Raw genomic sequence first — 20,341 nt, forward strand, 5'->3', positions numbered from 1 at the left:
TCCCAGACTACCGCTCACCCCCAGGATGCTTCGAGACTCCTCTCGCGCTGCGCGGGCGGCTCCCCTGTTCCGAGACCAACGCCGCGACGGTACCCGGCTCGAGCGCCGTGAACACGTGCGGGCGGTCGCCAGGGGGAGGCCGTATAGTCGCCGGGGGCTCGACCAGCCCTACTCCGTCTGGGTGGCGTGCCCCGAATCGGTGAGCGGAATCCAGTAACGCTCGATCTCCCCCGGCGCGTTCTCCAAGACTCCGCCCGCGGCGATGATCGTCTTGCGCGACGCCACGTTGTCGGCGTCGCAGATCATGAGCACACTGGTCAGGCCCTTTTTTCGCGCCTGTTCGAGAACCAGGTGAAGCGCCTTCGTCACGACGCGGTGGCGGCGTGCGGATGGGCGTACGCCATAGCCGATGTGGCCGCCCTCGGCCAGAAGCCAATCGTTCAGTTCATGACGCAAGTGAATCGAACCGAGCACTTCGCCGGGCTGGGCGTCGTCGATGATCCACCAGACCGTCGCGGGCACGAACCCGTTCTGGCCGGCCACACGCTGCCGGCGTTCACGATCGAGCCACTGTTCGAAGACCTGTCGGCTGCCGAAGTCCTTGCCTTCGAAATCGAACGTCGCGAATCCTTGAAGCCGATCATCGTCGAACTCGCGCATCGCCTCGAGCCACGAACCCGACCGGTCGTGGTCGGGCAGCACAAGGGTGATCATGAGGAAATCCTACTCAGCGGCCTCGCGGGTTTCCTCCGGCGAAACCCGGTTGAAGGGCGTCAAGATGCCCTACTTCTGACTCGGAAAGAGCATCGTGGCCCACTTCACGAGATTTAGGGGGCCAGCGTGATGGTTGGGGTGCGCAGGTCGACAGCGCGGATCGCGCGGCCGTTGGCTGCGACGTCGAGCAGGAGAGTTCGCAACGCGGGCGGGGCCATGGCGGCCGCTGTCACGGTTTCAGAGGCGGGCGGGGTCTCGGGCGCGCGGGCTGTATCGGGTGTGCGCGGAATATCGGATGTCGGCACATCCGGGTCGGACGCTCCGGGGTCGGCCGCTCCGGGCTCGGACGCGTCCGGGGCAGGTACCTCCGCGGTGAGAGGGGAGATGTGTGGAGCGAAGAAGTCGCTCACATCGTCGCCCGCACGCAATTGCGCCGCCAATGTCTGCAAGCGGGTGGCGGCCTTCTCGACCAGCGGCGCGACCCACGCGGCGTTACCGGTGACCATCGCCTCGGTGCGCGCCGGGTTGGTGCCGGCCACCCGGGTGCCGTCACGAAAGCTCCCGGCCGCCAGCGCGAGTGCCACGTCGCGCACCGGTGACAGCGCCGCCAGGCCGAGCAATTCCGCCGCCAACACGTGTGGCAGGTGACTGATCAGCGCGACCGCCTCGTCATGCTGGTCGTCGCTCAGCACGTACACACGCACACCGAGCACTCGCGTCACCAACTCGGCGATCACCAAAGCCGCCTCCAACTCCGCAGGGCAGTCGACCTGAGCAGAATCAGCCACTGCCGGGTGAGCGGAAGCCGGGTGAGTCGAAGCAGCGTGAGCGGAAGCAGCGACAGTCACCACCCACGCCGCATTCTGGAACATGCCTGGGGTTGATGCCGCAAAGCCGGTCGCTTCGGTACCCGCCATCGGGTGCGATCCCACGTACCGCTCGCCCAACCCGCTCGCAACGACCGTCTCGCGCACAGGGCCCTTTACGCTGCCCACGTCTGTCACCAACGTGTGACCCGCAACCAGCGGTGCAAGTTCGACGCAGACCGCGCGCATTGCCGCGAGCGGCACTGCCAGCACGATCAGGTCAGGCTCCCCCGCCACACAATCGGCGAGGGTCTCGGCCACCGGGATGCCGGCAGCCTGCGCCTCGGCGCGCGTCTCGGCATCCTGGTCCCAGCTGATGAGCATGAGGTCGGAGGCAGCGTTCAGATCACGTGCGAGCGAACCGCCGATCAGGCCGAGGCCGATGATGGCGACACTGCGGATGGGCCGGAGTCGCGTCGGCAGATCGGGCGATGATTCGGGCGGCGGCGAAGACGCGATCATCGGTCAGACGTCCAGCAGGTCGGTGTCGGCATCGCCGTGAACACTGCCCGCGGGCACGCTCGAGACCAGGTCGGTGGCGTCGGCGATGGCGGGTGCCGGGTACGCACCGAGAAATTTGACCCAGTGCCCAGCCTCGAAGCTCTCGTTCAGGGCAGCTTTCATCGCCGGTGTCGACGGGTGCGACTGCACGGTGAAGATGAACGAGTACCGGGCCTGCTGCACCTTGAGCGGCCGTGACATCAGACTGGTGAGGTTGATCCCCCGCTCGGCAAAGCCCGTGCAGATCTGCGCCAGCACGCCGGGACCAGTGCGGGTGGGGGTGATCGCAAGCATGGTCTGCACCGGCACATCGGGCTTGAGCGCGCGTGCTCGGCGCAGCCCCTCAGCACGGTTCGCCAGCAGCAGGAACCGGGTCTGCGCGCCGGGAAAGTCCTCCACCGTTTTTTGAACGACATCCAAGCCGTAGAGGGGGCCGCAGATCGCGGCGCCGATGCCGATCTCTCCGTCGGCGAGGTCGCGGCAGGCGGTGGCAGTCGACTCCGCCGTGCGGGTCGGCAACCCCAACTCATCGATGTACCTACGGCACTGGGCGAGCGCATGCGGATGACTGACGATCACCTGCGGAACCGAGCTGCCGGGCCGCTGGAACGCCTGGAACGACACATCCACGCTCGCCTCCCCGACCGCAAGGGCGTTGGTGGAGTTCAGCAGCACATCCAGGGACGAGGTGACGTAGCCCTCGACCGAGTTCTCGATCGGAACGACGCCGAGCCCCGCCTGCTCGTCTTCGACAGCGCGATACACCGCACCGATCGCATCCAACGGAACGAGCGCACCGGCCTGGTCGCCGAAGGCGAGGGCAGCCTGATGAGTGAAGGTGCCCTCGGGTCCGAGAAAGGCGACGTCGCTCATGCCACGCCCTGCTGCACCGGCAGAAACCGGAGCCGGGCAGTCGACGTCACGCGGCCGCCTATCGGACCGGAGTCATTCATACGGGTGCCACTCCGGCAACACCTCGGCGACCGCGCCCGGCGTGTGCTCCCCCGGTAGGATCGCCAATACGCGGTGCTGCACCTTTTTGCCGGACAGGGTGGAGAGCAGCGCATCAAGCACGGCAGGGTCCTTGACCAGGAACGCGCTCAGGAACAGGTGGCGCCCCTTCTTGCCGGGCGCGCTGCGCAAGTGGGAGAGGTCGATGTCGAACTCGGCGAAGACGTCGAGCAGCCCCATCAACGATCCGGTCTCGTCGATCCGGGGCCCGAACGCCAGCCACACCGTCGATGTGCCGGTGATCGGCGGCCTGCTGGTGGTGTTGCGCACCAGTCCGAACCAGAGCGGCGGCAGCGCGTGCAGCAGCTCCCGCCCGGGCAGTTCCACCCAGTCAGGTGGCACCGAACCGGTGTCGACAATGATGGAACTGCCGTCGGATGCCAGTTCCATGCGCGTGCGCAGATTGGTGGCCGAAGGCACGACGCGAGGGATCACATCCATCTCGGCGAGGATCTGGCCGCATTCGGCCAGCGCCACCCGGTCGACCACCACGGTGCGTCTGGGGGTCGCGGTGCGAGCAGCCCAGGTCCACCGGGACGGCACCAGAACCGAGTCGACGGCCATCACCGAACCGGGCGCTTCGAGCAGCGCCCTCTCGAGTTCGGGGTCGGGCATTCCGGCGTGGCCGAGCCGCACGACGGCACCCAGATCGCGCAGACGCGACGTCGTGGCCAGGGTTGTGTCGAGCGACCCGAGGCTCAGCAGGTCGGTGTCATCGATCAGCCAGTCGGCGGCCCGTGCGGCGCGAACAGCGTGTCCTGCAGACTCGCTTTCGCGCCGACCCAGCGCCGTCAACGGAATACCGGCGTGTTGCACTAGCGCGCGACACTCCCGTCAACGTAGTCGTCCTCAGCCTTGTTCCAGGAGAAGAGCTGGCGCAGCTGGCGGCCGGTCTCTTCGATCGGGTGCTCCTCGCCCTTCTTGCGCAGCGCGAGAAACTCAGGCCCGCCGGCATCCTGGTCATCGATGAAACGCTTCGCAAAGGCACCCGACTGGATGTCGGCGAGCACCTCACGCATGTTGTCCTTGACGTGGGCGTCGATCACGCGCGGTCCGGAGACGTAGTCGCCGTACTCCGCGGTGTCGGAGACGCTCCAGCGCTGCTTGGCGATGCCACCCTCCCACATCAGGTCGACGATCAGCTTCAGTTCGTGGAGCACCTCGAAGTAGGCGACCTGCGGCTGGTAGCCGGCCTCGGTGAGCACCTCGAAACCGTACTGGATGAGCTGGGAGGCGCCACCACAGAGCACGGCCTGCTCGCCGAACAGGTCAGTCTCGGTCTCTTCGGTGAACGTGGTCTTGATACCGCCGGCACGTAGGCCGCCGATCGCCTTCGCGTAGCTGAGGGTGAGCGGCCAGGCGTTGCCTGATGCGTCCTTCTCGACCGCGACGATCACGGGAACCCCGCGGCCGGCCTCGTACTCGCGGCGCACCGTGTGCCCGGGGCCCTTGGGGGCGACCATCACCACGTCGACGCCCTCCGGCGCCTCGATGTAGCCGAAGCGAATGTTGAAGCCGTGCCCGAAGACCAGCGCCTTGCCGTCGGCGAGGTTGGGCTTGATGTCATCGGCGAACACGTGGCGCTGCACCTGGTCCGGAGCGAGGATGACGATGACGTCGGCCCAGGCGGATGCCTCGGCTGCGGTCTTGACGGTGAAGCCGGCCTCTTCGGCCTTCGGCTTCGACTTCGAGTCGGCCTTCAGGCCGACGACGACCTCGACGCCCGAGTCGCGCAGGTTCTGGGCGTGGGCATGGCCCTGCGAGCCGTAGCCGATGACGGCGACCTTCTTGCCCTGGATGAGGGCGAGGTCGGCATCCTTGTCGTAGAAAATCTCAGACACGAGTATTAGTCTCCTTGGTTGTTTTCTGCAGTTCGAAAGAAGGTCAGCAGATGGGTTTGATGGTTGAGTCGGTGGATCAGGGGGATGCGGTTCGCAATCAGTGACGCTGGATGCGGTCGGTGATCGACTTCGGCCCGCGGCCGATGGCAAGCAGTCCCGACTGCGCCATCTCCTTGATGCCGAATGGTTCGAGCACGCGCAGGAAGGCATTGGTCTTGCCGGTGTCGCCGGTCACCTCGATGACGAAGGCGTCGGGTGCGACGTCGACCACCCGGGCGCGGAACAGGTTCACTGCTTCCAGTACCTGGCTGCGCGTGGTGCTGTCGACCCGCACCTTGATCATCAGGTGGTGACGGTGCACAGACGCATCAGGCTCCAGCTCGACGATCTTGATCACGTTGATCAACTTGTTCAGCTGCTTCGTGATCTGTTCCAGCGGAAAGTCCTCGACATCGACGACGACGGTGATCCGTGAGAGTCCTTCGACCTCGGTCGATCCGACCGCCAGCGATTCGATGTTGTAGCCACGGCGAGCGAACAAGCCTGCGACTCGGGTCAGCAACCCCGGTTTGTCCTCGACCAGAAGGGAAAGTACGTGACTCATGGCCTACTCCTCCTCCCACTCCGGTGCTTTCGCCCGAGCATATTGCACACTCGAGTTGCCGACCCCCTGCGGGACCATCGGCCAGACCATTGAATCCCGGCTGACGATGAAGTCGATCACCACCGGTCGGTCGTTGGTCTCGTTCGCCAGTTTGATCGCAGCATCGACGTCTTCCTTCTTCGTCACCCGGATCGCCAGTGCGCCGTACGCCTCAGCGAGCTTCACGAAGTCGGGCACCATCGCGGTGTCATGCCCGGTGTTGAGGTCGGTGAACGAGTGCCGACCGTTGTAGAACAGGGTCTGCCACTGGCGCACCATGCCCAGCGACGAATTGTTGATGATCGCCACCTTGATCGGGATGTTGTTGATCGTGCAGGTGGCCAGTTCCTGGTTGGTCATCTGGAAACAGCCGTCGCCGTCGATCGCCCAGACGATTCGGTCGGGGTTGGCGACTTTTGCGCCCATCGCCGCCGGCACGCCGTAACCCATGGTTCCGGCGCCGCCGGAGTTCAACCACGCGTTCGGGCGCTCGTACTTGATGAACTGCGCAGCCCACATCTGGTGCTGGCCGACACCGGCGGCGTAGATGCCTTCGGGCCCGGTGATCGCACCCACCCGTTCGATCACGTATTGCGGCGAGAGCAGGCCGTCTTCGGGCTCGTCGTAGCCCAATGGGAACTGCTCGAGCAGCCCGTTCAACCTCACCCACCACGCGTCGAGAGTGTGCTCGTGACCTTCGCTGAGCTTCTCGAATGCGGCGGTGAGGTCGGCGATGACATCTTTGGCATCACCGACTATCGGAACATCGGCTGTGCGGATCTTGGAGATCTCCGCGGGGTCGATGTCGACATGCACGACCAGGGCGTCCGGGGCGAATTCGCTCGCCTTTCCGGTTACACGGTCGTCGAATCGGGCCCCGAGCGAGACCAGGAGGTCGGATTCCTGGATGGCGAGCACCGCGGGCACCGTTCCGTGCATCCCGGGCATGCCGAGGTGCTGCGGGTGGGAGTCTGGAAAGGCACCACGGGCCATGAGCGTTGTCACAACGGGCGCGCCGGTGGTCTCCGCCAGTTTCAGCAGCGCCGCCGACGCTCCGGAACGGATCACCCCGCCACCGACGTAGAAGACCGGTCGCTTCGCGTCACGCAACAGTTGGGCTGCGGCCTGTACTTGCTTGCCGTGGGCCTTCGCCACCGGCCGGTAGCCGGGCAGGTCGAGCTTGGGCGGCCAGATGAACGGTGCGCTGTTCTGCTGCGCGTCCTTGGTCACATCCACCAACACGGGCCCCGGGCGGCCGGTGGTGGCTATGTGGATCGCGGCCGCAATGGTGGCCGGCACCTCTTCGGGTCGAGTGACCAGGAAGGAGTGCTTGGTGATCGGCATGGTGATGCCGACGATATCGATCTCCTGAAACGCGTCAGTACCCATCGAGGTGGAGAAGACCTGGCCGGTGATGGCGAGCAGCGGCACGGAATCCATGTGCGCATCCGCGATCGCCGTGACCAGGTTGGTCGCCCCCGGCCCGCTGGTGGCAATGGCCACACCGAGCTTTCCGGTAGACGATGCGTAGCCCTCGGCGGCATGTCCGGCACCCTGTTCGTGGCGCACCAGGATGTGACGGATCGACTCCGACGACATCAGTTCGTCATAGAACGGCATGATGGCGCCACCGGGAAGCCCGAACACGTCTTTCACCCCGAGCAATTCGAGCGCCCTGAGAATTGCACCACTGCCGGTGAGGATCTCCGGCTCCTGGTGTCGTTTTTTGGCTGACTCTTCAGCCGGCGGGTGCGGAGCGACCTGTTGGGTGGGCATTGTCGTCGTGCTTTCCTCGAACTAGAAAATGAATGAGTGGGCTTCACGCCTCACCCGGTGATCGCGCCTTCAGCAGCTGAATGCACGAGCTTGGAGTACTTCGCGAGAACGCCGCGGGTATAGCGCGGGGGCAGCGGGGCCCAGCCTTCGCGGCGGGCATCCAGCTCTGCCGGCTCAACCAGTAAGTCGAGCGTACGAGCGGCGATATCGACCCGAATCAGATCACCATCGCGCACAAAAGCAATCGGACCTGCGTCCATTGCTTCGGGTGCTATGTGGCCGATGCACAGGCCGGTTGTGCCGCCTGAGAATCTGCCATCGGTCAATAGTAATACATCCTTACCGAGACCCGCACCCTTGATCGCCGCGGTGATGGCGAGCATCTCCCGCATTCCGGGGCCGCCCTTGGGGCCCTCGTAGCGGATGATGACCACGTCGCCGTGCCCGATGCGGCCTTCGGTCAGGGCGTCCATGGCTTCGCGCTCCCTCTCGAACACGCGGGCCGGCCCCTCGAACACCTCGAGGTCGAAGCCCGCGGTCTTCACGACGGCGCCCTCCGGGGCGAACGTCCCGTGCAGCACCGAGATTCCGCCGGTGGCGTGGATAGGGTTGTCCAAAGTGCGGATCACATCGCCGTCCAGCGCGGGCAGATTCAGCTCGGCGAGGTTCTCAGCCAGGGTTCTTCCGGTCACGGTCATGACGTCGCCGTGCAGCAGACCGGCGTCGAGCAGCGCCTTCATCACGACGGGCACGCCACCAACGCGGTCGACGTCGTTCATGACGTAACGCCCGAAAGGCTTCAGGTCGCCCAAGTGGGGCACCGAGTCGGCGATCCGGTTGAAGTCGGCCAGGGTCAGGTCGACGTCGGCCTCGCGGGCGATCGCCAGCAGGTGCAGCACGGCGTTGGTCGAGCCGCCGAACGCCATCACCACCGCGATCGCATTCTCGAACGCCTCTTTGGTCATGATGTCGCGGGCGGTGATGCCCAGACGAATGAGGTTGACCACCGCCTCACCCGACTTGTGGGCGAAGTAGTCGCGGCGGCGGTCGGCCGACGGCGGAGCGGCCGAGCCGGGCAGGCTCATCCCGAGGGCTTCGGCGACCGATGCCATCGTGTTGGCGGTGTACATCCCGCCACAGGCGCCCTCGCCCGGGCAGATGGCGCGTTCGATCCGGCCCAGGTCTTCTTCGCTCATGGTGCCGGCCTTGCAGGCGCCGACCGCTTCGAAGGCGTCGATGATGGTGACGTCCTTCTCGGTGCCGTCGCTGAGTTTGACCCAGCCGGGAGCGATCGTGCCCGCGTACAGGAACACCGATGAGAGGTTGAGCCTGGCGGCCGCCATCAGCATGCCGGGAAGCGACTTGTCGCAGCCGGCGAGCAGCACCGAGCCGTCGAGGCGCTCGGCCATCATCACGGTCTCAACGGAGTCGGCGATCACCTCGCGGCTGACCAGCGAGAAGTGCATGCCCTCGTGGCCCATCGAGATCCCGTCTGAGACGGAGATGGTGCCGAATTGCAGCGGGTACCCGCCGCCGCCGTGCACGCCCTCCTTCGCCCCCTGGGCGAGACGGTCGAGCGAGAGGTTGCACGGTGTCACCTCGTTCCAGGATGAGGCAACACCGATCTGAGGCTTGTTCCAGTCGTCGTCGCCCATTCCGACCGCGCGCAGCATTCCGCGTGCGGCTGTGGCTTCAATTCCGTCAGTTACGGCGCGACTGCGCGGCTTCATCTCGATTTCGGACATGGCTCAAGTCTATGGGTCAGCGCCAGCCGGTGCCGTCATGGCTACTGCGAACGGTCGTCGCCCGTCGGATCAGGCGTGGGATGGTTCGAACCCGGTGCACCGGTACCGGCGTCCCGATGCTCGTCGTCATCGCCGAACCCTTCAGGATCGTCATCGCCCAACTCGTCAGCGTTCTCGTCGTCGCCCGAGTTCTGGTTGGCCAACTCCACAGCCAGCTCGAGTTCGTCGACGTAGAGTTCCTCATCGCCGGGTTGGCCCGCCCGGTATGCGGCACGGCCCACCATGTGCGCAGACGCCGGCGTCGTCATCATCTGAAAGACCAGAACCAGAAGCAGCACTGCGATTGCCGACCAGTCACGGGTGGAAAGCACCACGGCCGTGAGGATGCAGGCCAGCCCCAGCACTTGCGGCTTGGTGCCCGCGTGCACCCGGGTGAGCGTGTCGGGAAACCGAATGACGCCGATTGCCGCGGCCAGCGAGAAGTACGCCCCGAGCAGCAGCAGCACCGAGACGAACACATCGAGCAGGAGGTCGACGGTCATTTGCTTCGCCTCCTCGACACGTAGCGCGCGACGGCGATCGATGAGAGAAACCCGGTCACCGCGAGCGCGAGCATGATCGGCACGGTGATGATGCTCCCCGTGACCACCATCTGCACGCCGAGCACACAGATCAGCGTCGTCATGAGCATGTCCGAGGCGATCATGCGGTCGAGGATGCGCGGCCCCACCAGGATGCGGTACACCGAGATGAGGGCGGCGGCGGTGAAGGCCACCCCGACGACGAGATAGACAATCGGCATCATGGCGCACCTCGTGTGGGTCGCACCGGCGTTCTCTCCCCAACCGTCGTTTCGTCCTGGTACTCATGCCAACGCTTCAGCCGCACCACGTCGTCCTTGCTCCCCAGCGCACGGATGATGCGCTCCTCCTGCGCGAACACCTGTTGCCGCATCAACTCGACGTCTTCGGCCTGTTTCGCGTCGAGCACGTGCAGGTACAGTGTCGTGTTCACGCGGTCGACCTCGACCACGAACGAGCCGGGGATCATGGTGATCGCCAGAGACGTCAGCGCCATCACGAGGTCGCTTCGCGTTCGCAGGTCGACCTGGACGATGGAGCTGACGGTGATCGGCCTTGGCCGGATCGAAAGCCAGGCCACCTGGAATGCAGACCGCACCAGGTCGAAGATGAACACGGCGACCAGGATGACGAAACGGTAGGGGTTGAACCGGTCGGGATGCTCGGCCGGCGGCAGGTAGAAGAAGCGCTGCACCAGCAGGGCCACGATGATCCCACTGAGCACGGCCACCAGGTTGAACTGCCCCCACAACGCCAGCCAGACCACCACCAGCCAGAGCGTGAAGGGCACCTGCACGAGGGCCTGCCGACCGAGTTGCCGCTTGCTGATCATCGGGCTCATCGGTTGACCTCCGGCAGGACAGTGCCGGGGAGAACCGCTTCGATGTAGTGCCGGGCGCCGTCCAGGTCTTCGCTGGCCCGCAGGCTCATCGCGAACAGCGGGCCGGCGAACACGGTCAGTGCAATGCTGAGGGCCACCATCGCTGCAGTGGCGCGTACCATCAGGCGCGGGGCCTCTCGCGTGCTCCGCTGCTCCACGTCGCCCGGCGCCTCGGCGAGGGTGGCCGTGTACGGCGACGAGTGCTCGTCGAACTCTTCCTGGCTGCGCCAGAAGGCCACGTTCCAGGCTCGCATCATGGCGTACAGGGTGAGCAGGGACGCCAGCGCGCCACCGGCGATCACGATGTAGGCCAGCGGCGTGCCCAGTTCAGCGCCCGCCACGAAGAGCCCCAACTTTCCGAGAAAGCCGGAGAACGGTGGAATGCCGCCCAGGTTGAGCGCCGGAATGAAGAACAGCACTCCGATCATGGGCGACAGTTTCAGCAGGCCGGCCAGACGGTTGATCGACGTGGTTCCGCCGATGCGCTCGACCAGGCCGGTGGCCAGGAACAGGGTCGTCTGCACCACGATGTGGTGGATCACATAGTAGATCGCGGCCGCCACACCGGCGACCGTGGCGATGGCGATGCCGAAGATCATATAGCCGATATGGCTGAGCAGGGTGAACGACAGCATCCGTTTGATGTCAGCCTGGGCAACGGCGCCGAGCACCCCGATCACCAGTGTGAGAAGGGCCACGATCATCAATGCGTTCGACAGCGCACCGCCGGGAAACAGCACGGTCTCGGTACGGATGATCGCGTAGACACCCACTTTGGTCAACAGGCCGGCGAAGACGGCGGTGACCGGGGCCGGTGCGGTCGGGTAGGAGTCGGGCAGCCAGAACGACAGCGGGAACACCGCGGCCTTGATGCCGAACGCCACCAACAGCATGACGTGGATGATCAGTTGCACGTCCGGCGGGATCTCCTGGAGCCGAACTGCGATCTGGGCGATGTTCACCGTTCCGGTCGCCCCGTAGATCATGGCGACCGAGGCCAGGAACAAGAGCGAGGAGAGCAGGCTCACCACGATGTAGGTGATCCCGGCCCGGATTCGCGCGCGCGTTCCACCGAGGGTCAGCAGCACGTAACTGGACGCGAGCAGAATCTCGAATCCGACATACAGGTTGAACAGGTCGCCGGCCACGAACGCGTTGAACACCCCGGCAGCGAGGATCAGGTAGGTGGGGTTGTAGATCGACACCGGCGTCTCGTCGTCACCGTCGGCAAGACCCTGGCCGACCGTGTAGAACAGTACGACCAACAACACCGAAGCAGAGACCACCAGCATGAGGGCGGTCAACCGGTCAACGACCAGTACGATCCCCCACGGAGCCGCCCAGCCGCCCACTTCAACCACCAGGGTGCCCGACGAGTCGACGACGAACAAGAGCAACGCGGCGACCGCGAGTGCCAATGTCAGTGCGCTGACGGTCACCGCGACCTGCACGCGCGGCAGGCGACCGGTCACCAGTGCCGCTGCCGCTCCGATCAATGGCAGCAGCACGACCAGGGGAACGAGGGCGTTCATCGTCTGCCTCCCCGATCGGTTTCGGCATCAGGCGCCAAGTCGGGCCCGGTGCCGGGTTCCCCATCGGGTTCAGGGGCGGAATTCTGGCCGGGCCCCGGTTCGGCCACCGCGCTCTCTCCGGGTTCAACACCGGGGTCGCTGCGCACAGCAGTGGCAATAAGAGCTGACTTCTCGCCTGCGATCTCGGGTCCGATGCCACTGGTCTGGCCGGTGTCGACCGGGTGTGCCGCCGACCGTTCGGCTTCGAGCTGCTCCTCCTCCAACTCGCCGGGGTCGAAGTCGCTGTCGACGGCGTGGTCGGGATCGGACTGTTCGTCTTCGAACGCGAACTTGCGCGTGCCGACGGCAATGTCCTCCTCGTCGTCTTCCACCTCGTCCATGCGTCCGAGAAACCACGAGCGGTAGATCAGCGCGAGCAGAAAGGCCGAGATCCCGAACGTGATCACGATCGCGGTCAGGCTGAGTGCCTGTGGCAGTGGGTCTTGCATTTCGGCCGCGGTCACGCCGTCGGTGACGATCGGGGCGACCCCGATCCGGCCGGCAACGATGAGGATGAGGATGTTCGTGGCGTTGCCCAGCAGAAGAAACCCGATCAACACCCGGGTCATGCTGCGTTCGAGCAGCAGGAAGATCCCGCAGGCGTACAGCACCGCCATGGCGATCACGAGCACTCCGGAGACACTCATCGGGTGCTCCGTTCGCCGAACAGCATGATGGGGCCGGTGCTGTCGATGGCCGCGTGTTCCTCCTGTTGCCGATCAACCTCGGCGCCGAGGCTGCGCAACACGTCAATGATCAGCCCCACCACGATCAGGTACACGCCGAAGTCGAAGATCGTGGTCGTGCCGAACTCAAGGTGGCCGAGCAATGGCACACTGCCCTCCCACCACGCGGATTCAAGAGGGTTCATTCCGAAGAACAGCGGCACCGTCGCCGTGCCCACCGCCAGCAGCAGTCCGAAGCCGAGCACCTTGCCCGCATCGACTGACACTGCAGCTCCCAGCTCGAACCGACCGCCGGCCAGATAGCGGGCGGCCAGGGCCAGGCCGGCGAGGAGCCCGCCGGAGAACCCGCCGCCGGGCAGGTTGTGGCCGACGAACAGCAGGTAGATCGACAGCACGATGGCCGAGTGGAACAGCAGCCTCACCACGACTTCGAGAACGATTGATCGGTTGTGCGGGGCGAGAGTCCAACCGGCGAGCAGCCACGTGCGCTGGCTCGGTGCCTGGTCGCCGTCGGGGGCATCGCCGGCCCCTCCGTTCCGGGAAGACGCCGGCTCGGTGAGAGGTTTCAGCCGGGCACGGAGCCCCCGCCTACCCTCGTCTTCGGCCAGACGGGGTGCGCTGCCGGTGCGCTGCTTGATGAAGATCAGGCTCGCGATCCCGGTGGCTGCGACGACCAGAACGGAGATCTCCCCCATGGTGTCCCAGCCGCGGATATCCACCAGGGTGACGTTGACCACGTTGCGACCGTGCCCCAGCTCGTACGCGAGGGCCGGGAACTGCAGCGAGATGGGTTGGGCGCTGCGCACTCCGAGTGTGATCATGACAACCACGGCCATCAGCACGCCGACGCTGGCCGCGAGCACGGCACGACCCACCCGGAAGGCGGTGCCGTGTTTCGCACCCAGCTTGATCGGAAGCCGCCTGAGAACCAGCACGAATGCGATCAGGGTGACCGTTTCAACCAGAACCTGTGTGAGCGCGAGGTCGGGAGCTCCCTGCAATGCGAACAGCGCGGCCAGACCGTAGCCGGTGATACCCAGCAGAAGCACCGCTGTGAACCGCTTCGTCGCCCGGGTGGCTCCCACGGCGGCGACCACCATCGCGACGACGATGGGCACCTGGGCCGGATGGTCGAAGGGCAGCATGGTCGGTGGCCATGACCGGTTGATGATGACCGTGAACCCGACCGTGCCCAACAGCACCATCAGGATCACGCCGAGGTAGGCCGGCAGTGACCCGCTCTGGGTGATCGCCGTGGTGCGGGCGGCCACACGGTCCACCGTCCGCATCGAGACCCAGTAACCGCGCCCGGCATCGACCAGGGCGGGAACCCTCGACTGCAGGCGGTAAACCCGGTCGCGCATCCAGAACAGTCCCAGTCCGGCTGCCAGGACGAGCATGGAGACCCCGAACGCGGGTGAAAGGCCGTGCCAGAGCACCAGCTCGGCCCCGGCTGTGGCACCGGGCGGAAGCGTATCCGAGTAGCCGGAGAGCCAGTGGTTCAACTGCGGCGTCAGAAACCCGAAGGCGACCCCGGCGGCGGCGAGCGTCGTGGGCGCGACGAACATGCCCCGGCCGTGGTCGGTGTACGGGGTGCGGACTACGTCTTGTTTCGACGCGAACGCCCCCCAGAGAAAGCGAGCGGTGTACGCCGTGGTGAGGATCGAGCCTGCGATCAGGCCGTACAGCGCAATCTGGCTGAGTGGGCGGCCGGATCGGGCCTCGTCGATCAGGGCGGTGAACACACCCTCCTTGGCAACGAATCCGAGGGTCGGCGGTATCGCGGCCATCGACGCGGCAGCCAGAACGGCGACGGTGACAAGGGCAGGGTGGCGCCCGCCCAGGCCGCTGAGTTTCCTCAGATCGCGGGTGCCCGTGTTCCGGTCGATGATGCCGACCACCAGGAAGAGTGTCGATTTGAAAAGGGCATGCGCGAACACCAGCGCGAGGCCGGCCAGCGCAACGCCCGACACACCGTAGCCGGTGACCACAGTGAGGAACCCCAGTTGGCTGACCGTTCCGTACGCGAGCAGCAATTTGAGATCGTGTTGTTTGAGCGCTCGCCAGCCGCCGACGAGCATGGTCAGCACCCCGAGCAGGATGACGACCTCCTGCCAGCCGGGAGTCGTCGCGAATCCCGGTGCGAACCGCGCGATCAGGTAGATGCCCGCCTTGACCATTGCGGCGGCGTGCAGGTAGGCGCTGACCGGCGTTGGCGCCGCCATCGCTGCGGGCAGCCAGAAGTGAAAAGGCACCAGGGCAGATTTGGAGATCGCCCCCACCAGCATCAGCATCACCGCCACAGTGATGATGCCGCCGCTCGGCGGTTCGGCGATGATCTCCGAGATGAGGGTGGTACCCGATTGCACCGCCAGGATGACCACACCGACGAGCATCACGAGCCCGCCGGCCGTGGTGACCAACAGAGCCTGCAGCGCGGCGCCCCGGCTGGCGATACGGTCGTTGTAGTGTCCGATCAGCAGGTAGGAGAAGACGCTGGTGGCTTCCCAGAAGATGAACATCAGGTAGAGGTCGTCTGCGAGTACAAGTCCGAACATCGCACCGGCGAAGGCGGTCAGGTGTGCTGCGAAACGGCCAACCGAGGGGTCGTGCGCAGTGAAGTAGCGCGGGCAGTAGAGCAGCACGAGGGCTCCGATCCCCGTGACCACCAGGGCGAACACCCAACTGAGGGTGTCCAGGCGCAGCGCGAACTCCAGGTTCAGCGTCGGGATCCACTGAAAACCTTCGGTCAGCACCCCGCCGGCCAGCACGGTCGGTGCGGCCAGCACCACCACGGCGAAAGCACCGATGGGCACCAGTGCTGTCAGATAGAAGATGCGATTTCCGAGCCGGCCGGCCAGTATGGGGATCAGCGCTGCAACGACGAAGAAGGCCGCCAGGACAACCAGCATGTGTGTCCCCCCGGTTCGCTCGTTTCGGGCTTCACAGCCAGTGGTCTACAGTCTGACCACTCCACAAACGCTCATCACTCGTGGGCCGGAGGCTATTGGCGGGTGGTTCGGGTCTTGATTTTACCGGAAGTCTGAACCGGGTGTGTCCGCCGTGGCGGCGCGAAGATCGGCCAGCCGGTGCAACACCTGGGCGACGTCAGCCGGTTCACTCACCCGCACATTCGCGTGGGTGTCACCCTCACCGATCTTCATGCCGAGGTCGCCGGCGACGAGTGCGGCGAATCCGTCCTCGTCGGTGACGTCGTCGCCGGCGAAGAACACGGCGGTGGCGCCGGTGTGGTCGCGCAGGCGGCGAACGGCGTCGCCCTTGGTGTCTTCGCGAACGGAGAACTCGATCACATTCTTGCCCGACCGCATCGTGAGTGGCTGCAACATCGCGGTGCCCGCGAGCACGCGTTCATGCGCGATGCGGGTGTCGTCGGCGGTGGCCAGCCGGGTGTGCACGGCGAAGCCCGCCGGTTTGGTCTCGATCCACACCTGGGCGAGCCCGTCTATGGCGGCGTCGAGCGTGCGCCGCAGCGCCGCTACCCTGGTGCGGTCCTCCGCCGTGAGGTCGAGTTCCACCTCAGCGGTGTCGAGCCTTGTCTCCACTCCATGCGAACCCACCAGTAACACCGTGCGTGCGGGGCTGGCAACCTCGATGAGGCTGGCTGCAGCACGACCGGAGATCAGCGCCACACGCGTGTGCGGCATGGCGAGCAGGCGCTCGATCGCGGTCACCGCTTCAGGGATTGCACGGGCGGCGCCCGGACTGTCCACCTCGGGGGCCAGGGTGCCGTCGAAGTCGAGGGCGACGAGAAGGGTCGGAGTCTGCGCAATCGATCGCAGTGCCGAGTCCAGTGCGGCCTCTTCGGTCGGGGTTTCTGGGTGCGTCATAGTGCTTTCTTGGTGGGGCTGGTTGATTCAGTCGTCGTGAATTGATTTGAACCGCGGCGCATGTGCCAGCGAAGATGCCTCGGTGAGCGCGTCGAGGAACGATTTCGACCACTTCGTGACATCGTTGTCGCGCACCCTTTTTCTCAAGGCGCGCATCCGGCGTGCCCGGTCGCGTGCGGGCATCGCCATTGCCTGCAGGATCGTTTCCTTCAAGCCTTCGATATCGTGCGGGTTGATCAGCAACGCCTGCTTGAGGTCGTCGGAGGCCCCCGCGAACTCGCTCAGCACCAGCACACCGTCATTGTCGAAACGACTCGCCACATACTCTTTCGCGACCAGGTTCATCCCATCCCGCAGGGCGGTGACCAGCATCACGTCTGCGGCCAGGTACAGGGCCACCATCTCTTCACGCGGATAGCCCTGATGGTGGTAGCTCAACGCGTTGTGACTGATGGTGGAGAACTCCCCGTTCAGACGGCCCACCTGCAATTCGATCTCATCGCGCAGATCCTGGTACGCGGCGACCCGTTCCCGGCTCGGGCTGGCCACCTGCACAAGCGTGACGTCTTCGACGTTCAGTCGCCCCTCGGTGAGCAGCTCGCCATACGCTTTCAAACGGTGCCCGATGCCCTTGGTGTAGTCGAGACGGTCGACCCCCAGCATGATCGTGCGTGGGTTGCCCAGGTCAACCCTGATCTGCCTGGCCCGTTCCTGCACCTCTGGGCGCCTGGCCATCTCCTCGAAGCTCTGCGTGTCGATCGAGATCGGAAACCGCTTGGCTATGACGGTGCGTACCGTCTCCCCGCGTTTCGACGTGGAGACGTGACTGGCGAGGCCGGCGTCTTGCAGGTCTCTGTCGACCGGAACCTCGATGTGCGGGCTATTCGTGTTGTAGCCGAGGAGGCGCCGCACGGCGGTGGTGAAGTTGTTGGCGTCGGCCGCGCGTTGGAAGCCGATCACGTCGGCGCCGAGAAGCCCCTCGATGATCTGCGTGCGCCAGGGCAGCTGTGAGTAGATGCCGTAGGGCGGGAATGGGATGTGATTGAAGAAGCCGATCACCAGGTCGGGTCGGAGTCCTCGCAACATGCGTGGCACCAATTGGAGTTGGTAGTCCTGCACCCAGACGACGCCGCCGTGTGCAGCGGTGCGTGCCGCGACTTCGGCGAACCTCTGGTTGACGGCCAGGTACGTATCCCACCACTCCCGGTGATAACGGGGCGGGGCGATCACGTCGTGGTACAGCGGCCAGAGGGTGCCGTTCGAGAAACCCTCGTAATAGTTCTCCAACTCCTCACCGGACAGCGGTACGGGCACGATCGAGATGCCGTTGTTCTCGAACGGGTCGACGTCGAGGTCGGGCGCGCCGGCCCAACCGACCCACGCCCCGTGGTTGACCCTCATCACCGGCTCCAGTGCGGTGACCAGACCGCCGGGCGACTGGGTCCAGCTGGCGGTGCCATCTTCGGCCACGATGCGATCCACCGGCAGCCGGTTCGAGACGACCACCAGGGGGAAGGTGGCGTGCTGGGACTTCATTTGATCGCGTGGCGGGGTGATGGGACATCCTCCATTCGGCTGGGCCTCGCAGCGTCAGCATTGTGATTCCAGAGTATCAGCCGGCCCATTCTCGGTTCGCGGCGCGACCAGTAGCCAGTTGGCACCCCCGGGTCACTTCCGAGCGTTCGTGGCCAGGATGGTCAGCATCGGCGGCAGCGGTGTCCGAGTTCTGGAAAGCGTCGCCCATGCACATGAATCGTCATTCCCGATTCCTGCCAAAAACCTCGTACCCCGTGCTGAAAACCTCGTATCGTAGGGATGGAGCGGCGACGCCCCACCAGGCGACAGCGGCGGTGAAGCCCTCACCGGGCAGCTGTCTCCACTGCACGGCAGCGGCACCGACGCCACCCAGACCGAAGCGGTGTTCGCCACCATGTCCGCGCTGTGCCTGCGGGCGGTGAGAGCATCCGAACCCGTGGCCATCCGCGCCGGAAAGGTAGTGTTATGAGCACCCGCAGCGTCAGCAACCAGTCTCCGCCGCGCATCGACGTCAACGAGTTCACCTCGAACAGGCCGCTCGTCGAAGGCGTCGGACATTATGACGCGGGGTGGTCTGTCGAACAGCTGACCCAGATCGGCGCCCATGTCGCCACGGCAGAGTTTCAGGCCGCCTCGAAAGCCGCCGACAGGAACGAGCCAGAATTGGTCGCCTTCGACCCGTATGGCAACCGTATCGACGAAGTGCACTATCACCCCGCTTACCACGAAATCATTGCCTCCGCCGTTTCGTACGGTGTGCATACGAGTGCGTGGGCCGAACCCGGGCCGGGCGCGAACGTGGCGCGAGCTGCGGGGTTCATGCTCTTCGCCCAGATCGAGCCCGGCCACGCGTGCCCGATCTCGATGACGCATTCCGCCGTACCCACTCTGCAGCTGCAACCCGACCTCGCCGACGAGTGGCTGCCGCGCGTGCTCTCACGCGGCTACGACAGTGCGCTGGCCGCGCCGTCTGGAAAGCCCGGAGCACTGTTCGGAATGGGAATGACCGAGAAGCAGGGCGGGTCGGATGTGCGCGCCAACACCACTCGCGCGGTTCACCGCGGAGCGAACGAGTATGTCCTCACGGGGCACAAGTGGTTCTGCTCCGCACCGATGAGTGATGCGTTCTTCGTACTGGCGCAGGTGTCAACGGCATCGACCCCCGATGCGTTGACCTGTTTTCTGGTGCCCCGCGTGCTGGAGGACGGAACCCGAAACGTGTTCAACATCCAGCGGTTGAAGGACAAACTCGGCAACCGGTCGAACGCGTCTGCCGAAGTCGAGTTCGAGGGCACCGTCGGGTACCTGACCGGCGAGATCGGGGCCGGCGTTCGCACGATCATCGAAATGGTGGCACGTACGAGGCTCGACAACGTGTACGGGAGTGCAGCCGGAATGCGTCAGGCCGTGGCGGAGGCGCTGTGGCATGCACGAAACCGCCGGGCCTTCGGGGCGCTCCTGATCGACCAACCCGCGATGACGTCCGTGCTGGCAGACCTCGCCCTCGAGTCGGAAGCGGCTACAGCAACAGCGCTGCGCCTGGCTCGCGCGCACGACGATGACGCGAGCGATTCAGAGAAGAGTTTTCGGCGGCTGGCCACCGCCGTTGCAAAGTATTGGGTGTGCAAGCGCGGCCCGCAGCACGCCTATGAGGCAATGGAGTGCATGGGGGGCAATGGGTACGTGGAGACGTTCCCGCTGGCGCGCCGCTACCGGGAACAGCCGGTGATGGCGATCTGGGAGGGCTCCGGCAACGTCATCGCACTCGATGTGTTGCGGGCAATGGCCCGTTCCCCCGAAAGCGTGACTGCGTTTTTCGATGAGGTGATGCTCGGTGACGGCGGCAACTCCGTGCTCGATGCCCACATTGCCGCCACGACCCGGCTTGCAAGAAAGATCAGTGCAGCTGACAGCGGTGCCGCCCAGTTTCAGGCCAGGCGCCTCGTGGAAGATATGGCGCTCGCTCTTGAGAGCTCGCTGCTGGTGCGACGGGCACCTTCGGCCATCGCCGACGCATTCATCAGTGCGCGGTTGGGCACCGATCGCAGGCACGAATACGGGAGCCTTCCTGCGGGCACCGACTTCGACGCGATCCTCGTTCGCCACTAGCGGGCTGCCCGGGCCAGCGGGCCCAGAACGGCG

Annotated in this window: 16 protein-coding genes and 1 pseudogene; 1 reads left to right on the plus strand and 16 read right to left on the minus strand. The window is 65.4% G+C overall.

The genetic code is table 11. The features are described from left to right. Positions 1–168: 168 nt before the first annotated feature. From DL891_RS11085 to DL891_RS11160, 16 genes and pseudogenes are all read right to left on the minus strand, one after another. A complete protein-coding gene (locus DL891_RS11085) occupies positions 169–714 on the minus strand; it encodes a GNAT family N-acetyltransferase (protein WP_111720490.1) in 546 nt (181 codons plus the stop codon). A 113-nt stretch (positions 715–827) separates the two neighbouring features. Continuing rightward, complete coding sequence (locus tag DL891_RS11090) at positions 828–2,042, minus strand: prephenate dehydrogenase/arogenate dehydrogenase family protein (protein ID WP_111720491.1); 1,215 nt, start codon at positions 2,040–2,042, stop codon at positions 828–830. 3 nt (positions 2,043–2,045) lie between these two features. Then, positions 2,046–2,954, minus strand: a complete 909-nt coding sequence (locus DL891_RS11095) for a prephenate dehydratase domain-containing protein (protein ID WP_111720492.1) — start codon at positions 2,952–2,954, stop codon at positions 2,046–2,048. Between the two features lie 72 nt (positions 2,955–3,026). Beyond that, positions 3,027–3,908, minus strand: a complete 882-nt coding sequence (locus tag DL891_RS11100) for a hypothetical protein (RefSeq protein WP_111720493.1) — start codon at positions 3,906–3,908, stop codon at positions 3,027–3,029. Next, positions 3,908–4,933 (minus strand): ketol-acid reductoisomerase, encoded by a 1,026-nt coding sequence (gene ilvC / locus DL891_RS11105; RefSeq protein ID WP_111720494.1) that lies wholly within the window; start codon positions 4,931–4,933, stop codon positions 3,908–3,910. The genes DL891_RS11100 and ilvC overlap by 1 nt, the downstream gene beginning before the upstream one ends. 97 nt (positions 4,934–5,030) lie before the next feature. After that, positions 5,031–5,537 (minus strand): acetolactate synthase small subunit, encoded by a 507-nt coding sequence (gene ilvN / locus DL891_RS11110; protein WP_111720495.1) that lies wholly within the window; start codon positions 5,535–5,537, stop codon positions 5,031–5,033. A gap of 3 nt (positions 5,538–5,540) precedes the next feature. Then, complete coding sequence (locus DL891_RS11115; RefSeq protein WP_111720496.1) at positions 5,541–7,352, minus strand: acetolactate synthase large subunit; 1,812 nt, start codon at positions 7,350–7,352, stop codon at positions 5,541–5,543. 50 nt (positions 7,353–7,402) lie between these two features. Further along, positions 7,403–9,097, minus strand: a complete 1,695-nt coding sequence (gene ilvD / locus DL891_RS11120) for a dihydroxy-acid dehydratase (protein ID WP_111720497.1) — start codon at positions 9,095–9,097, stop codon at positions 7,403–7,405. A 41-nt stretch (positions 9,098–9,138) separates the two neighbouring features. Next, complete coding sequence (gene mnhG / locus DL891_RS11125; protein WP_111720498.1) at positions 9,139–9,639, minus strand: monovalent cation/H(+) antiporter subunit G; 501 nt, start codon at positions 9,637–9,639, stop codon at positions 9,139–9,141. Further along, positions 9,636–9,902 (minus strand): monovalent cation/H+ antiporter complex subunit F, encoded by a 267-nt coding sequence (locus tag DL891_RS11130; RefSeq protein ID WP_111720499.1) that lies wholly within the window; start codon positions 9,900–9,902, stop codon positions 9,636–9,638. Before DL891_RS11130 ends, mnhG begins: the two co-directional genes overlap by 4 nt. Further along, entirely contained in the window at positions 9,899–10,519 is a 621-nt protein-coding gene (locus DL891_RS11135; RefSeq protein ID WP_111720500.1) for a Na+/H+ antiporter subunit E, read from the minus strand. The genes DL891_RS11130 and DL891_RS11135 overlap by 4 nt, the downstream gene beginning before the upstream one ends. Continuing rightward, entirely contained in the window at positions 10,516–12,090 is a 1,575-nt protein-coding gene (locus DL891_RS11140; RefSeq protein ID WP_111720501.1) for a Na+/H+ antiporter subunit D, read from the minus strand. Before DL891_RS11140 ends, DL891_RS11135 begins: the two co-directional genes overlap by 4 nt. 251 nt (positions 12,091–12,341) lie before the next feature. Next, a pseudogene (locus DL891_RS17515) lies at positions 12,342–12,776 on the minus strand (Na(+)/H(+) antiporter subunit C); the annotation flags it as partial. Further along, a complete protein-coding gene (locus tag DL891_RS11150; RefSeq protein WP_111720503.1) occupies positions 12,773–15,727 on the minus strand; it encodes a Na+/H+ antiporter subunit A in 2,955 nt (984 codons plus the stop codon). The pseudogene DL891_RS17515 and the gene DL891_RS11150, both read right to left, overlap by 4 nt. 120 nt (positions 15,728–15,847) lie before the next feature. After that, on the minus strand, positions 15,848–16,663 hold the full coding sequence (gene otsB, locus DL891_RS11155) for a trehalose-phosphatase (RefSeq protein WP_111720504.1): 816 nt from the start codon (positions 16,661–16,663) through the stop codon (positions 15,848–15,850). Positions 16,664–16,690: 27 nt separating this feature from the next. Then, positions 16,691–18,199, minus strand: a complete 1,509-nt coding sequence (locus DL891_RS11160) for a trehalose-6-phosphate synthase (RefSeq protein ID WP_111720505.1) — start codon at positions 18,197–18,199, stop codon at positions 16,691–16,693. Positions 18,200–18,664: 465 nt separating this feature from the next. Between DL891_RS11160 and DL891_RS11165 the strand changes: the two genes are divergently transcribed. Further along, positions 18,665–20,308, plus strand: a complete 1,644-nt coding sequence (locus DL891_RS11165; protein ID WP_111720506.1) for an acyl-CoA dehydrogenase family protein — start codon at positions 18,665–18,667, stop codon at positions 20,306–20,308. Positions 20,309–20,341 lie beyond the last annotated feature (33 nt).

Source organism: Homoserinimonas sp. OAct 916, from assembly GCF_003260275.1.
GTDB lineage: Bacteria > Actinomycetota > Actinomycetes > Actinomycetales > Microbacteriaceae > OACT-916.